The sequence below is a fragment of the Aeromicrobium sp. Leaf350 genome (assembly GCF_916858655.1).
Lineage (GTDB): Bacteria > Actinomycetota > Actinomycetes > Propionibacteriales > Nocardioidaceae > Aeromicrobium.
In genome coordinates this window covers 258,364-272,527 of the sequence record NZ_CAKASL010000003.1, presented here as the reverse complement: position 1 = coordinate 272,527, position 14,164 = coordinate 258,364, and the positions used below count along the sequence as shown (strand labels likewise).

At 69.7% G+C, this 14,164-nt stretch carries 9 protein-coding genes, 1 tRNA gene, 1 other RNA gene and 1 pseudogene; 7 read left to right on the top strand and 5 right to left on the bottom strand.

What is annotated here, in order from left to right:
* The first annotated feature begins 165 nt into the window (after positions 1–165).
* The 3 genes from LO931_RS14930 (at position 166) to LO931_RS14920 (ending at position 3,693) form a co-directional block, all read left to right on the top strand.
* Positions 166–381: a helix-turn-helix domain-containing protein gene (locus LO931_RS14930; RefSeq protein WP_229054636.1), complete on the top strand. Its 216-nt coding sequence runs from the start codon at positions 166–168 to the stop codon at positions 379–381.
* A 1-nt stretch (position 382) separates the two neighbouring features.
* Complete coding sequence (locus tag LO931_RS14925) at positions 383–1,597, top strand: tyrosine-type recombinase/integrase (RefSeq protein ID WP_229054635.1); 1,215 nt, start codon at positions 383–385, stop codon at positions 1,595–1,597.
* Between the two features lie 68 nt (positions 1,598–1,665).
* Positions 1,666–3,693, top strand: coding sequence for a GNAT family N-acetyltransferase (locus tag LO931_RS14920; RefSeq protein ID WP_229054634.1), 2,028 nt, complete (start codon positions 1,666–1,668; stop codon positions 3,691–3,693).
* Between the two features lie 784 nt (positions 3,694–4,477).
* Here LO931_RS14920 and LO931_RS14915 read toward each other — a convergent pair.
* A tRNA-Ser gene (locus LO931_RS14915) sits at positions 4,478–4,565 on the bottom strand.
* Between the two features lie 60 nt (positions 4,566–4,625).
* Between LO931_RS14915 and ffs the strand changes: the two genes are divergently transcribed.
* Positions 4,626–4,722: signal recognition particle sRNA small type (ffs, locus tag LO931_RS14910), an RNA gene on the top strand.
* 116 nt (positions 4,723–4,838) lie between these two features.
* Here the strand turns inward: ffs and LO931_RS14905 are convergent.
* Together LO931_RS14905 and LO931_RS14900 are read right to left on the bottom strand one after the other, a co-directional pair.
* Positions 4,839–5,954 carry an acyl-CoA dehydrogenase family protein gene (locus tag LO931_RS14905; RefSeq protein WP_229054633.1) on the bottom strand — a complete coding sequence of 372 codons (1,116 nt, stop codon included), beginning with the start codon at positions 5,952–5,954 and terminating at the stop codon, positions 4,839–4,841.
* A 9-nt stretch (positions 5,955–5,963) separates the two neighbouring features.
* Positions 5,964–7,118, bottom strand: coding sequence for an acyl-CoA dehydrogenase family protein (locus LO931_RS14900; RefSeq protein WP_229054632.1), 1,155 nt, complete (start codon positions 7,116–7,118; stop codon positions 5,964–5,966).
* A gap of 131 nt (positions 7,119–7,249) precedes the next feature.
* Between LO931_RS14900 and LO931_RS14895 the strand changes: the two genes are divergently transcribed.
* Positions 7,250–8,644 (top strand): NAD(P)/FAD-dependent oxidoreductase, encoded by a 1,395-nt coding sequence (locus tag LO931_RS14895; RefSeq protein WP_229054631.1) that lies wholly within the window; start codon positions 7,250–7,252, stop codon positions 8,642–8,644.
* A gap of 24 nt (positions 8,645–8,668) precedes the next feature.
* Here the strand turns inward: LO931_RS14895 and LO931_RS14890 are convergent, their stop codons facing one another.
* The gene (locus tag LO931_RS14890; RefSeq protein WP_229054630.1) at positions 8,669–9,973 is read right to left on the bottom strand and encodes a threonine/serine exporter ThrE family protein; all 1,305 of its coding nucleotides are present in this window, start codon (positions 9,971–9,973) and stop codon (positions 8,669–8,671) included.
* Positions 9,974–10,006: 33 nt separating this feature from the next.
* Here LO931_RS14890 and LO931_RS14885 point away from each other — a divergent pair, with 33 nt between their 5' ends.
* The gene (locus LO931_RS14885) at positions 10,007–10,987 is read left to right on the top strand and encodes an alpha/beta hydrolase (protein ID WP_229054629.1); all 981 of its coding nucleotides are present in this window, start codon (positions 10,007–10,009) and stop codon (positions 10,985–10,987) included.
* A gap of 64 nt (positions 10,988–11,051) precedes the next feature.
* Here the strand turns inward: LO931_RS14885 and LO931_RS14880 are convergent, their stop codons facing one another.
* Positions 11,052–12,176 (bottom strand): SGNH/GDSL hydrolase family protein, encoded by a 1,125-nt coding sequence (locus LO931_RS14880; RefSeq protein WP_229054628.1) that lies wholly within the window; start codon positions 12,174–12,176, stop codon positions 11,052–11,054.
* A 140-nt stretch (positions 12,177–12,316) separates the two neighbouring features.
* Between LO931_RS14880 and LO931_RS14875 the strand changes: the two are divergent.
* Positions 12,317–13,921 (top strand): annotated as a pseudogene (locus LO931_RS14875) (DNA polymerase III subunit gamma and tau); the annotation flags it as partial.
* Positions 13,922–14,164 lie beyond the last annotated feature (243 nt).

Genomic DNA, 14,164 nt, shown 5'->3' with positions numbered 1-14,164 from the left:
TCGGTGCTGACCTGCCCTCATCCACAGGCTGCGCGGTTCCGAAGTTATCCACCGACCGAGATTCAGCTGCCGCGATGCGAACCAATGTGAACCAACGTGATCACCGACGGCCCCATTTGGGCCTTGTAGTAGGAACCCGAGGTCAGTCACGAAGCGAGGCGAACCATGAATGAACCAGCCGCCGGACAGCCATTGGTGCCGCTGCTTTTGAGCGTCGAGCAAGCCGCAGAGATGTTGGGCATCGCACGCACGTCGATGTTCAAACTGATCGGCACAGGAGAGGTCGAGTCGGTCCAGGTCGGGCGGCTTCGACGCATACCCATGGCCTGCTTGGAGGAGTTCGTCGAGCGCCTCCGCGGGACCGCTCAGCCGGAGACCTGACGTGACGGGGCGCAATCCGAACGCAGCCTCGACGGTCTACCTCGGCAATGACGGCCGCTGGCACGGACGAGTCAGCGTGGGCGTGAAAGGCGACGGATCACCGGACCGACGGCACGTCACGGGCAAGACCAAGTCCGCCGTGGTGACGAAGGTCCGCAAGTTGGAGAAGCTTCGCGACGCAGCACGCACACCGGCAGTCGGATCGAAATGGACGGTAGAGACCTGGCTGCTCTATTGGCTCGAATCCATCGTCCGGCCGAGCCTTCGCCACTCCAGCTACCAGGCGTATCGGACTGCGGTGGTGAAGCACCTGATCCCCGTCATCGGCGCCCAGCGACTTGATCGCCTGACACCCGAACACCTCGAGTCGGCATACGCCCGGATGATCGATCGTGGTGCTCGACCGGCCACCGCGCACCAAGCCCATCGCACCGTCCGCACCGCTCTTGGCGAAGCGGAACGGCGCAACCACGTCGTGCGAAACGTGGCGACTCTGGCTCGCGCACCCAGGGTCCATGTCGAACAGGTCGAGCCCCTGACGCTCGAGGAAGTGCAGTTGATCCTCGCCGAAGCGAGGGAGGTTCGGAACGGCACGCGGTGGGCGGTCGCACTCGCACTCGGACTCCGACAGGGAGAAGCGCTCGCGCTCAGGTGGTCGGACATCGACCTCGAGACGCGCTCGCTTCGCGTGCGCGCGACGCGACTTCGCCCCGTCTACGAACACGGCTGCGAGGGCACGTGCGGCAAGACCCCGGGTCGGTGCCCGCAAGCCCGACGCAGCAACGGAGTGCTTGGACCGACGAAGTCCTCAGCTGGTCAGCGCGTCATCGGTCTGCCCACGGCGCTGGTGGACCTCCTCGAGCAACACCGCGAGGCGCAGGCCGCCGAGCGTCGACATGCCGCATCACTCTGGACCGAGGAGGACTGGGTCTTCGCCACCCACACCGGCGGACCGATCAACCTCAACTCCGACTACGTCGCTTGGCGCGACCTGCTGAAGTCAGCAGGCGTTCGCCACGTCCGGCTGCACGACGCTCGCCACACCGCCGCCACCGTGCTGCTTGTCCTCGGCGTCCCGGAACGGACCGTTATGTCGATCATGGGCTGGTCCAGCACCTCGATGGCCGCGCGGTACCAGCACGTCACCGACCCGATCAGGCGCGAGGTCGCAGACCGGGTCGGTGGACTTCTGTTTCCGCCAACTGGATCGCACTAGCGCGCTGGACCGAGGTTGCTCCCGAGGTTTCAAGTCGTTCTGAGCCTCAACGGTGCAAGCATGTGCGTGTGACTGGAGATCGCAGCGCGGTGAAACTGCGCTTCCTGAGGTCTCAGTCGGACCCCGCGATGCCAGCAGTTCGCGATCTCAGCGACAAGAACAAGCAATGGCTGGGGATACTCCCCTACGGCGCGATGGGGGATTACGCCGACCGAGGACGGATTCTCGTCGCAGAACAACGTCGCGCTGTCGTGGGGTACGCCATTTTCGATCTGCCCTCGAACCGCGTACGTCTCGCGCAACTGTGCATCGAACCGGATGTCCGCCGGCAGCGCGTCGCACTGATGCTGGTCGAGCACCTGTCGTCCACCTTCAGCGATCGGACTGGGATCGCTGTGCGTTGCAGACGAGACTGGCCAGCCGATACAGCATGGCCGGGATTGGGATTCGAGCCCCGATCGAACGCGCCGGGTCGCAGTGCTGCACGTCATCTGGTCACGGCTTGGTGGCGAGATCACGGCCATCCAGATCTGTTCGGATCGCAGGTAGACGACGCTAGGACGGTCGTAGCTATCGACGCGAACGTGTTCAGAGACATCCACGAATCCGAGCGCCTGGAGACGAATGAATCACGAGCCCTCCGCTCGGACTGGCTTGAAGAGAGCATCGAGCTTGTTGTGACGAGCGGCGTGAGGGCAGAACTGAATCAGCACCCCAACAGCCAAGAGCGCGAGCGGTTGCTCGGCGCGCTCGTCAACTATCGATCTCTCCCTACCGACCCCTCCGCCGCACGGGCGTTGAGGGAGCTCGTGCTCGCCAATTTGTCCGTCGGCGCCGCAGAGCAAGACCCCAGTTTGCGAAGCGACTCGTTGCTTGCCGCCGAAGCGAAGGTGGGCGGCGCCGACGCGTTCGTATCGAGGGATCAGTCCGCGGTCGAGGCTCTCTCGCGTTCAGACGCTCTTGAACCACTCTGGATTTCAACACCCTCGGACCTGATCGTCCACCTTGACGAGCTGAGTGACGCCGCGAACTACGCGCCCAGTCAACTCCTCGACACCGGATACTCGATCGGATCTGTGCCGAGTTCATCCGAGTCGGACCTGCACCATCTGATGAGCCACTCGACAGGCGAGTCGAAGTCGCAGTTCCGCAAGCAATGTCGGAGGTCGGCCACGCTCGTAGGTAGTTCAGCGTCGCGAAGAGTGCTCCGCGACCGCCACGGGAAGATTCAGGGCTCCCTCTTCTCCGAGCGTCGCGACGACGCGCTTGAGGTCAGTCTCATCCGCGCCGTGGATCCGAGAATTGCCCGCACGATGACCATTCAGATGGTCCACCTGCTGCGGCAGGAAGCCAGGGATCACGGACTCCGGCTCGTGCAGATCGCGGACCCGTCGATCACGACGCCGGTTCGTGCAGCACTCCGCGACTCGGGCTTCGCGGAAGCTGAGGACGGCAGTCTCAGTTGCCGGGTCATCGACGGATGTTGGACATGGTCGGAGATCTCAGAGGCGGTCCTGACCGGAGAAGCCTTCGGCACCCTCGCTGGGTCCTCGCCTGCGGGCGTGATCGCTGCAGAGATTGAGCGAATCTTCTGGCCGCTGAAGGTCACCGATTCCGACCTGCCGTGCTTCATGATTCCGATCCGGCCGGCACCAGCTCAGGAGCTGTTCGGACTCACTCAGACGCTTTTTGCCAGGGACCCAGAACTCGGCCTGTCGCGGCAGCATGTCTACTACCGGTCCCCCGCGCCGAAAGTTGTGTCGGCGCCGGGCCGGGTGCTTTGGTACGTCAGCAACGACCCAAAGGCCGTCATCGCTTCGTCAAGGCTCGATGCTGTCGAGCTTGCCCACCCAGGCACACTCCACCGCAAGTACCGCCGGTTGGGGGTCCTAGACCGCACTGTCATCGAAGGACGCGCGAAGGAGGGGCGCGCGCAGGCGATACTCTTCAGCGACACCGAGTTCTTCCGTGAGCCCGTATCGCTGAGTCGGCTGCGAGCTATCGATGAGAACGGTCACCTCGAGCCGTTAGCGTCGCCAAGGAAGATCAGCGCAGCAAACTTCTTCTCCGTGTACCAGGAAGGGCGCCCTCGATGACAGCCAGTTCTTGGCCCGAGCCCGCTGAGTCGAGCGCCGCTCTGGGTCACGCTGCGTTGCTCATGTCGATTCGCCCCCATTTCGTCGACCTAATCCTGTCGGGTGAAAAACTCGTGGAGCTCAGGCGCAAGCCGCCGAAGACCGTTCCATCAACGGCCGTGCTGTATGCCTCGGGAACGTCCCGAAGGATTGAAGGCGTCGTCAGCCTCGAGGGCATCGTCACGTCTTCACCTGCCGACGTGTGGAGAAGGTTTCACCCTGTGTCGGGGCTTACCCGTGCGGAGTTCGACGGGTACTTCGAGGGTGCAACGGAAGCCTCGGCGCTGATATTGAGCGCGCCTCGTCGTGCGCTCCACACGCTCTCGCTCTCCGAGCTTCGCACTCTCGGTCTCGAACCACCGCAGAGTTGGCGATACCTCGATGAAGCCCGTCTCCGGAAGTTGGATGCATCACTCTTTCCGCCCGAGCTGGCCGCGGATGCTGACGTCGCTTCGCCCCAACTCTCCTTGAGTGCACTCTGGTCGCGAGTTCAACCCCGGATCCCTCGCGTCGTCTCGAGATCTCCGCTCAGCCACTGAACTCACCAGCAAGCGTCGCCCTCGATCTCCATCGCCAGTTCGTTCGCGCCCTTGTGACCATTCCTGGAGACCTAGATGGCGCAACCGTCGAACAGAAGCAACCTCCAACAGCCTCAAACGTGCATCAACTGAGACCAAAACTGAGACCAAACGCGAAATCGGGCCCCGTACCGCGTAGGTGCGAGGCCCGATTTTCCCTGCAATTCTGGCGGAGGATAGGGGATTCGAACCCCTGAGAGCTTTCACTCAACCCGCTTTCCAAGCGAGCGCACTAGGCCACTATGCGAATCCTCCGCGGACGAGGTTACCGGTCGCCCTCTGGTTGGTGTGCACCCGGCCGGTCGGTACAGTGTTCGCAGCCCCTCGCGTGGCGACATCTCACCCAACTCCCCCAGGGCCGGAAGGCAGCAAGGGTCAGTGTGCTCTGTCGGGTACGCGAGGGGTCCTTGCTTTCCCGGCACCCGCCCCGGGCGGTGAACCAGCGTCCGAACATGCGAACGGGCGGCGAGCCAGCGTCCGTTCCGGAGTGGGAAACAGACGCTGACTCACCGCCCGAGGGCGGGTGCGTCAGGCGAGGGGCTCGAGGGCCCCGTGGTCGGTGACGTCGGCGGCGAGGACCGCGCGGTGGTCGGCACCGTCGCCCAGCCAGTGGTCGAGCGCCGTGAGGCGGCTCGTGTAGTGGCCCACCGAGTACTCCGCCGTCATGCCGATGCCGCCGTGGAGCTGGATCGCCTCCTGGCCGATGTGACGGCTCGTGCGGCTGACGATCGCCTTGGCCCGCGAGGCCGCCTCGGCCGCCCGCTCGGGCGCGTCGGCGAGCACGAGCGTGGCCCACATGACCGTGCTGCGCGCGAGCTCCATCGACACGTACAGGTCGGCCGCACGGAACGTGAGCGCCTGGAACGTGTTGAGCGTGACGCCGAACTGCTTGCGCGTCTTCAGGTACTCGACGGTCTGCGCGAGCGCGACCTCCATCGCCCCGAGCGCCTCGTGGCAGTACGCGATGCGCGCCGCCGCCAGCACCTGGTCGATCGCGGCCGATTGGTCGCCCTGGTCACCGAGCCGCACGGCAGGCGTGCCGTCGAGCTCGATGCGCGCAGCGCGCCCACCGTCGAAGGTGCTGTAGCCCGTGCGGGTCAGCCCCTCGGCGTCACCGGCGACGAGGAACAGCTCGACGCCGCGGTCGGTCACGGCGCTGACGACCAGCTCGTCGGCCCGGGCCCCGAAGAGCACCGGCTCCTTCGCGCCCGTCAGCGTCACCGAGTCGCCCTCGCCGGAGGCCGAGACGGCCTGACCGGAGTCGAGCAGCGCCGGGATCAGCAGGGTCTCGCCGGCCGACAGGCGGCCCAGCACGTCGGCCCGCTGCTCGGCCGTGCCCGCAGCGGCCACGAGGCCACCGCCGAGGACGACCGACTCGACGAAGGGCTCGGGCGCGAGCACGCGTCCGACCTCCTCGGCCAGGACCGAGACCTCGACGGGTCCGGCACCGGAGCCGCCGTCCTCCTCCGAGAAGGGCAGGCCCAGGGCGCCGAGCTCCGCCAGGCGTCCCCAGACGCCGTCGCCCAGTCCGGGCTCGGCGTCGACGACGCTGCGGCGGTCCTCCGAGGAGGGGTAGGCCTTGCCGAGGAGCGATCGCACCGCGTCGCGCAGCGCCACGGTCTCGCTGTCATAGGTGAAGTCCATGTTCCGTCCTCACAGTCCCAGGATCGTGCCGGCGATGATCTGTCGCTGAACCTCGTTGGAGCCGCCGTAGATCGACGCCTTCCGGTAGTTCAGGTACTGCGGCGTCGAGACGCGCGCCCAGTCGGGGGCGGACGAGCCGTCTCCCGCGCCCGAGGCGAGCGACCAGGGCCCGGCCAGGTCGACGTAGAGCTCGGTCACGGCCTGCTGCAGCTCCGTGCCGCGCAGCTTGAGCACCGACGACGCCGGGTGCGGCTTGCCGTCGGCCGAGTGCGCCACGACCCGCAGGGCCGTGAGCTCGAGGGCGAGCAGCTCGTTCTCGAGCTCGGCGACGCGCGTCGCGAGGACCGGGTCCGAGGCGAGGCGGTCGCCCGCGATCTCCTTGGCCTCGGCGAGCTGACGCTTGGTCGAGCCGACCGGCGCGACGCCGACCCGCTCGTTGCCGAGCAGGAACTTGGCGTAGCCCCAGCCCTTGTTCTCCTCGCCGACCAGGTTCTCGGCCGGCACGCGCACGTCCTCGAAGAAGACCTCGTTGACCTCGACGCCGCCGTCGATCAGCTTGATCGGGCGGACCGTGAGGCCCGGCGTCGTCATGTCGATCAGGAGCATCGAGATGCCGGCCTGCTTCTTGACGTCGGGATCGGTGCGCACGAGCGTGAAGATCCAGTCGCCGTACTGGCCGAGCGTGGTCCACGTCTTCTGGCCGTTGACGACGTACTCGTCGCCGTCGCGGACGGCCGTGGTGCGCAGCGACGCGAGGTCGGATCCGGCGTCCGGCTCGGAGAAGCCCTGCGACCACCAGATGTCGAGGTTCGCGGTCTTCGGCAGGAAGCGCTCCTTCATCTCCTGCGAGGCGAAGGCGATGAGCACGGGGCCGATCATGCTGGCGTTGAACGCGAGCGGGACCGGCACGCCGGCAAGCTGCATCTCCTCGTGCCAGAGGTGGCGCTGGAGCTGCGTCCAGTTCTTGCCGCCCCACTCCTCGGGCCAGCTGGGCACCGCGAGCCCGGCGGCGTTGAGGACCTGCATCGACTCGACGATGTCCTCCTTGCTCAGCTCGTGGCGCTCGATGACCTTCGTGCGGATGTGCTCGGGGAACTGCGTCGTGAAGAACTCCCGCATCTCGTCGCGGAAGCGGGCGTCCTCGTCGGACAGGCGAAGCTTCATGTGACCTCCAGGCCAGGCTAAGCAGGTGCTTACTGGACAGTAGCCTCCACGCGGGCAGGTGGCCAGACCAGGCCGGGGTCCCCCGTCACGTTCCCGCGCGCGCCCCACCACACCGGGGACATGATGGAGCCATGAGCGCAGACACCTCGGCCTTCCCCACCGCGTGCGACGTCGTCGTGATCGGCACCGGACCAGGGGGCGAGGCCCTCGCGACCCGCCTCGCGAAGGCCGGCCTCGAGGTCGTGGCGGTGGAGTCGCGCCTCGTGGGCGGTGAGTGCCCGTACTGGGGCTGCATCCCCTCGAAGATGTTCATCCGCGCCGCCAACGCGCTGGCCGAGGCCCGGCGCGTGCCGCAGGTCGCCGGCACCTCGACGGTCGAGCCCGACTTCTCCCTCGTCGCGAAGCGCATCCGCGAGGAGGCCACCGACGACTGGGACGACACCGTCGCCGCCGACCGGCTCGAGAAGGCCGGTGTCACGCTCGTGCGCGGCCACGGCCGGCTCACCGGTGCGCGCACCGTCGAGGTCGAGGCGACGGACGGCAGCCGTCCGAGCTTCAGCGCCCGCCGCGGCGTCGTGCTGAACCCGGGCACGCGCCCCTCTGCCCCGCCGATCGGCGGCCTCGCCGGCACCCCGTACTGGACCAACCGCGAGGCGCTCGAGACCGAGACCCTCCCCGGTTCGCTCGCCGTACTCGGCGGCGGCCCCATCGGGCTGGAGCTCGCGCAGGCGTTCGCCCGCTTCGGCTCGGTAGTCACGGTGCTGCAGTCGGGTCCGCGCATCCTCGCACCCGAGGAGCCGGAGGCCTCGCAGGTCATCACCGACGTGCTCACGAACGAGGGCGTCACCGTGCTGACCGACGTGAAGGTGACGCAGGTCGAGCACACCGGCGGCACCTTCACGATCACCCACGGCGACGGGACGCTGCAGGTCGACCAGCTGCTCGTGGCCGCCGGCCGCACCCCCAACATCGACGACCTGGGCCTCGACACGATCGGCCTCGAGCCCGACCGGTCGCTCGAGGTCGACGACGCGCTCCGCGTCGCGGGCCACGACGGCCTGTGGGCCATCGGCGACGTCGTCGGCCGCGGCGCCTTCACCCACGTCTCGATGTACCAGGCGCAGCGCGCCGGCTCCGACATCCTCGGCGAGGACCTGCCGCCCTACGACGAGTCGTTCCCGCGCTCGACCTTCACCGATCCCGAGGTCGGCGGCGTGGGCCTGACCGAGAAGCAGGCGCGCGACCGCGGCATCGACGTCCGCACGGGCGTCGCCCCTCTGAACGAGAGCAGCCGCGGGTTCGTGCACGGACCCGGCAACGAGGGCGTGGTCAAGGTCGTCGTCGACGCGGCTCGGGGCGTGCTGGTCGGCGCCACGTTCGTCGGACCCGCGGGCGGCGAGTCCGTCTCCGGCCTCGGCGTCGCGGTGCGCGCCGAGGTGCCCGTCGAGGTGCTGCGCAACAGCATCTACGCGTACCCGACCTTCTGGCGCGCCGTCGAGACCGCCCTGGGCGACGCCGCGGAGTGAGGCACCCCCTTCAACCGCCGGCCGCTACCGTTTGCGGGCCCTCGCACGGAGGGGGCCGACGAGGCGGGGGCCGGCGAGGCGCTGCTCGAGCTTGCGCGACTCGCGGCGCAGCGGCTGGGCGACGTACTCGCCGAGGATCGCGCCCGCCGACAGCGCCAGTGCCACGGCAGCCGCGGTGATGAGGGCGATGACGCCCGTGACGTCGTCGTCGGCCAGCAGCGAGAGCGCGCGGTAGATCGACAGGCCCGGCAGCAGCGGGATGATGCACGCCGTGATGACCACGAGCGGCGGCACCTTGACCCAGCCGGCCACCCAGTAGCTGATCAGGCCGACGACGATCGCCGCGACGCCCGCGCAGGCCGCCCGGCCCACGCCGTGCTGCAGCAGCACGAAGTACGCGCCTGACGAGAGGGCCGCCAGCAGGGCGACCGGCAGCACCACGCGCTTCGGCGAGTAGGCCGTGAAGGCGAAGCTGCCGGCCGTGATCGCCGCGCCGATCGTGATCGCAGGCAGGTCGGACAGGCCCGAGGCCCCCGGCTCGATCTGCACGTCGACCCCCAGAGCACCACCGATGCTGAGGCCCGCCGCAACCCCCACGATGATGCCGGCGGTCGCGATCATGACCTCGAGGATGCGGGCGTTGGCCGTGATGTAGAAGCCGGTCAGGGCGTCCTGGATCGCGCCGATGAACCCCTGCCCCGCGAGCAGCATGATGATGCTCGCGGTCACCACGATCGACGGGTCGACCGGCACCTGGAGCGCGCGCAGCACCACGGCGAACGTCGTGGCGAGCACGCCGCCGGCGACCTGCGCGTAGAAGAACGGCAGCCGCATCCGCGCCATCTTGCGCTGCAGCACCTCGATGAGGGATCCGGCGACGGCCGCGATGAGCAGCACGATCCAGTCACCGCCGAGCAGCAGCGCCACCCCCGCGCCGGTCAGGCCCGAGCCGGCCGTGATCGCCCACCGCTTGCGCGGGTGCCCCGACGAGGCGATCTGCGCCATCTCGGCCGCGGCCTCCTCGCGCGTCATCTCGTCGGCCAGGAGCCGGCTCACGACGTAGTCGACCGCCGTCAGGTCGGCGAAGTCGGTCTCGCGGTGCGTCACGTGACGCGTCATCGCGAGCACTGGCTCGTCGATGCTCGACTGGTGGCTCAGCGTGAGCGTCGTGAAGGTGACATCGACCAGCGTCTGACGGAGTCCCAGATGGTGCGTGATCGACGACATCGTGGCGGTGACGTCGGCTGCGCCGGCGCCGTTGGACAGCAGCATCTCGCCGACTCGGAGGGCCAGGTCGAGGGTGCGTTGGCGTTCGTGGATCTCGGACATCGCGTCCCATTGTGCGTGGCTATGCTCAGAGCCATGGCAGCGTGGGTCGAGGACGTGCTGGGAGCCGGCTACGAGCAGCGGACGCTCGACCTCGGGAGCGATCCCGACGGCGAGGGCGAGGTCGTCGCGACCCTCGTCAGGGCCACCCCGCCGAAGAACGCGAAGCGGGCCTTCCTCTGGGTCCACGGCTTCAGCGACTACTTCTTCCAGACCGCGCTGGCCGACTTCTTCACCGAGCGCGGCTACGCGTTCTACGCGCTCGACCTGCGCAAGTGCGGACGCTCCCGGCGACCCGGTCAGACCCCGCACTACGTGTCAGACCTGGGCCTCTACGACGCCGAGCTCGACCAGTCGCTCGCCATCATCCGCGAGGAGACCGGCGGCCTGGACGTCATGCTCGGCGCCCACTCGACCGGCGGCCTGATCCTGCCCCTCTGGCTCTCCCGCCTGAACAAGGCGCCCGGCGGCACGCGCGAGGCGGGCATCACGGGCCTCGTGCTCGACGGCCCCTGGTTCGACCTCCAGGGCGCGGCGTGGATGCGCTCGATCGGCACGCAGGTGATCCGGGCCGCGGCCCGGGTGAGGCCGTTCGAGGCCCTCCGCCTGCCGCCCGGCAACGCCTACGGCTCGAGCCTGCACGTCAGCAGCGGCGGCGAGTGGGACTACGACCTCGAGTGGAAGCCGCTCACGGGCTACCCCGTGACGTACGGCTGGCTCAACGCGGTGCGCCGCGGGCACGCGGTCCTGCACCGCGGGCTCGACATCGGCGTGCCGTCGCTCGTTCTGCGCTCGGACGCGTCCCACTTCGCGCGCAAGCACGGACCGCGGACCGACGTCAGCGACGCGGTGCTCGACGTGAAGCAGATCGCCCGCTGGGCCGGATGCCTCGGCGACGCCGTGACCTCGATCCCCGTCCCCGGCGCCCGGCACGACGTGTTCCTCTCGCAGAAGGAGGCGCGTGAGGCCGCCTACGCCGCGATCGACCGCTGGCTGGAGTTCCACGGGCTCACCTGAGCGCGGTCCCGCTGGCTGAGGTGCGAAGGCCGCCTGCGGCCTGAGCCTCGAAGCCCACCAGCCCTCAGGGGGCGGTGGGCGGAGCGGCGTCGAGCTCCGCGAGCCGAGCCAGCACCTCGGCGACCGCGGCCGGCTCGATCACGACCGCGTCCTGGACCTGGGCGTCCTCCAGCACCTCGGGCGGGACCGACCCGCCGGAGGCCACGTACTCCAGCAGCCCCGCGACGTCGAGCACCGCCGGGAGACGCTTGACCAGCTGCAGCAGCGGCAGGGCGAACGGGTTGGGCTCCTGGCCGGTCAGCTGCATCAGGATCGTGTCGGCGATGCCCTCCATGCCCGAGCGGAACGGGTGGTAGCTGAAGGCGTCGGGCCGGATCTGCGCTCCGTTGACCCAGGCGTCCGCACCCGCGCACGCGTCGTGACCCTCGGAGGCGGCATACATGTCGACGTAGGTCGCGCCGTACGCGGCGGCGGCCCGCTCGAGCGAGGTGTTGAGCGCCTGGTGCACCTCGGTGCCCCAGGCGTAGTCGCCGGCGGCGAACGGCACCGCGTCGCACGTGCCCTCCTCCGGGAGGATGTGGAGGTAGCCCACGACCACCACGGTGGCGTCCGGAGCGCGCTCGGTGATCGCGGCCAGGGCGCCCTCGACGTTCTGCTGGATCGCGGCGGCGTCGCGCAGCTTGGTGTCGACCCCGTCGACCGTGAAGTGGTCACGGCACGGCGTCTGCGCCCCGGGGTTCTCGGCAGCAAGGGCGGCGCACTGCTCGATCAGCTCGCCGAACAGGCTGAAGTCGTTGCCGCCGATGCCGAGCGTGACCAGGTCGGTCTCCTCCGTCACCGCGAGCAGCTGCGGCGCGTTCTGGTTCTCCGGGAGGCCGTCCGGGAGCACGCCCGTCTGCGAGCTGAACAGGTGCTCGGTGCGCGCGGCCGAGCAGCTGACGTCGGTGAACGTGCCGACCTGCAGGTAGGAGGCGAGGAACGCCGGGTAGTTCGAGCTCGACCGCACGCAGCCGAGGGGGCCCGGCGTCGGCACCGGCACGAGCGGGCCGGCCGTGTACGAGTCGCCGAGCGCGACGTAGTCGAGCGTGCCGCCGGGCGGCGTCGGGAGCTCGGCGGAGGCGGGCGCCGTGGCGGCCAGACCACCCATCACGACGAGTGCGGTCAGGACGGCGGCCACTCGGGTGCGCATGGGTCTCCTCACGTGGCGCCCGCCGGATCGGGGACGTCTACCGAGTACAACGCACCAGTGTGAGCCGGGTCACGCCGGGGCCCTCGCCCGGCGCTCGGCGCGATGGTGACCGCGTCGGTGCCCGCGGCTAGGCTCACGGGGTGGACGCGCCCCTCGCCCTGTACCGCCGCTACCGGCCCGAGACCTTCGAAGAGGTCATCGGACAGGAGCACGTCACCGATCCCCTGCGTCACGCGCTGGCCAACAACCGCGTCAACCACGCGTACCTGTTCAGCGGCCCCCGCGGCTGCGGCAAGACCACCAGCGCCCGCATCCTCGCCCGTGCCCTGAACTGCGAGCGCGCCCCCATCGCCGACCCGTGCGGCGAGTGCCAGAGCTGCCGCGACCTCGCGCGCGGCGGGCCCGGCAGCGTCGACGTCATCGAGATCGACGCGGCCAGCCACGGCGGCGTCGACGACGCCCGCGACCTCCGCGAGCGGGCCTTCTTCGCACCGGTCAGCAGCCGCTACAAGGTCTACATCATCGACGAGGCCCACATGGTGAGCCCGCAGGGCTTCAACGCGCTGCTCAAGCTCGTCGAGGAGCCGCCGCCGCACCTCAAGTTCATCTTCGCCACGACCGAGCCCGACAAGGTCATCGGCACCATCCGCTCGCGCACGCACCACTACCCCTTCCGGCTCGTGCCGCCGAAGACGCTGGGCGACTACCTCAACCAGCTGTGCGCCAGCGAGGGCGTCACGCTCGACGCCGCGGCCCTGCCCCTCGTGGTGCGCGCCGGCGGCGGCTCGGTGCGCGACACCCTCAGCGTGCTCGACCAGCTCATCGCCGGCGCGAGCGACGAGGGCGTCACGTACCGGCTCGCGGTGCAGCTGCTCGGCTACACGCCCGACTCCCTGCTCGACGAGGCCGTGGGCGCGTTCGCCGCCCGCGACGGCGCCACGTCGTTCGGCGTGATCGACAAGGTCATCGAGTCCGGCCAGGACCCGCGCCGCTTCGCGGAAGACCTCCTGCAGCGCCTGCGCGACCTCGTCGTGCTGCGCGCCGTTCCCAACGCCATCGAGACGGCCCTGCTCGAGGCCCCGGCCGATCGCGCCGACCTGCTCACCCAGCAGTCGCAGTCGTTCGGCCCGGCCGAGCTCGTGCGCATCGCCGACCTGGTCGACGCCGCCCTGACCGACTTCCGCGGTGCCACGGCGCCGCGTCTGCTGCTCGAGCTGCTGTGCGCGCGCGTGCTCGTGCCGGGCGCCGACCACGCCACCGAGGGCTACGCCGCGCGGCTCGACCGCATCGAGCGTCGCCTCGACGCCGGTGGCGCCCCGGCCGCGTCCCCGGCTCCCGTCGCCGCTCCGCCCGCTCCCGCCGCCCCGACGCCGACGCCGGCGCCGACGCCGGCGCCGACGGCGACCGTCGTGGAGCCCGAGCCGGCACCCGCACCCACGCCCGAGCCTGCCCCGACGCCGACTCCGGAGCCGACGCCCGAGCCAGCCCCCACGCCGACCCCGGAGCCGACCCCCGCACCTGAGCCGTCGCCCGAGCCGACCCCCACGCCCGAGCCCGCGCCCGAGCCGACCCCCGAGCCCGAGCCGGCTCCCGCCCCCGCCGCTGCGGCACCCACCGCTGTGGCACCGGGGCAGCTCGGCGTGGCCGACGTCCGCAACCTGTGGCCCGAGATCCTCGAGGCCGTGCAAGGCATCCGCCGCTTCGCGTGGATCCTGCTGGGCCAGAACGCCCACGTCGCCGGGGTCGACGGCGACGTGCTGACCATCGCGCTGGTCAACCAGGGTGCGCGCGACTCGTTCCACTCCAGCAAGTCCGACGAGATCCTGCAGCAGGCCGTGCACCAGGTCATCGGCGTCACGTGGCGCATCGAGTCGATCATCGACGCCGGGGTCGCCCAGCGCGAGCAGTCCGCGGCTCCCGCCGCCCCCACGCCCGCGCCCGCGGCGCGCCCGGAGCCCGCCAAGCCCGCCTCCGCGCCGGTACCTGCG

Bases quoted from the DNA above. Each gene is read 5' to 3' on its own strand.
- LO931_RS14930 (WP_229054636.1), top strand. From the start codon at position 166: ATGAATGAACCAGCCGCCGGACAGCCATTGGTGCCGCTGCTTTTGAGC.
- LO931_RS14905 (WP_229054633.1), bottom strand. From the start codon at position 5,954: ATGGACTTCACCTATGACAGCGAGACCGTGGCGCTGCGCGACGCGGTG.
- LO931_RS14900 (WP_229054632.1), bottom strand. From the start codon at position 7,118: ATGAAGCTTCGCCTGTCCGACGAGGACGCCCGCTTCCGCGACGAGATG.
- LO931_RS14895 (WP_229054631.1), top strand. From the start codon at position 7,250: ATGAGCGCAGACACCTCGGCCTTCCCCACCGCGTGCGACGTCGTCGTG.
- LO931_RS14890 (WP_229054630.1), bottom strand. From the start codon at position 9,973: ATGTCCGAGATCCACGAACGCCAACGCACCCTCGACCTGGCCCTCCGA.
- LO931_RS14885 (WP_229054629.1), top strand. From the start codon at position 10,007: ATGGCAGCGTGGGTCGAGGACGTGCTGGGAGCCGGCTACGAGCAGCGG.
- LO931_RS14880 (WP_229054628.1), bottom strand. From the start codon at position 12,176: ATGCGCACCCGAGTGGCCGCCGTCCTGACCGCACTCGTCGTGATGGGT.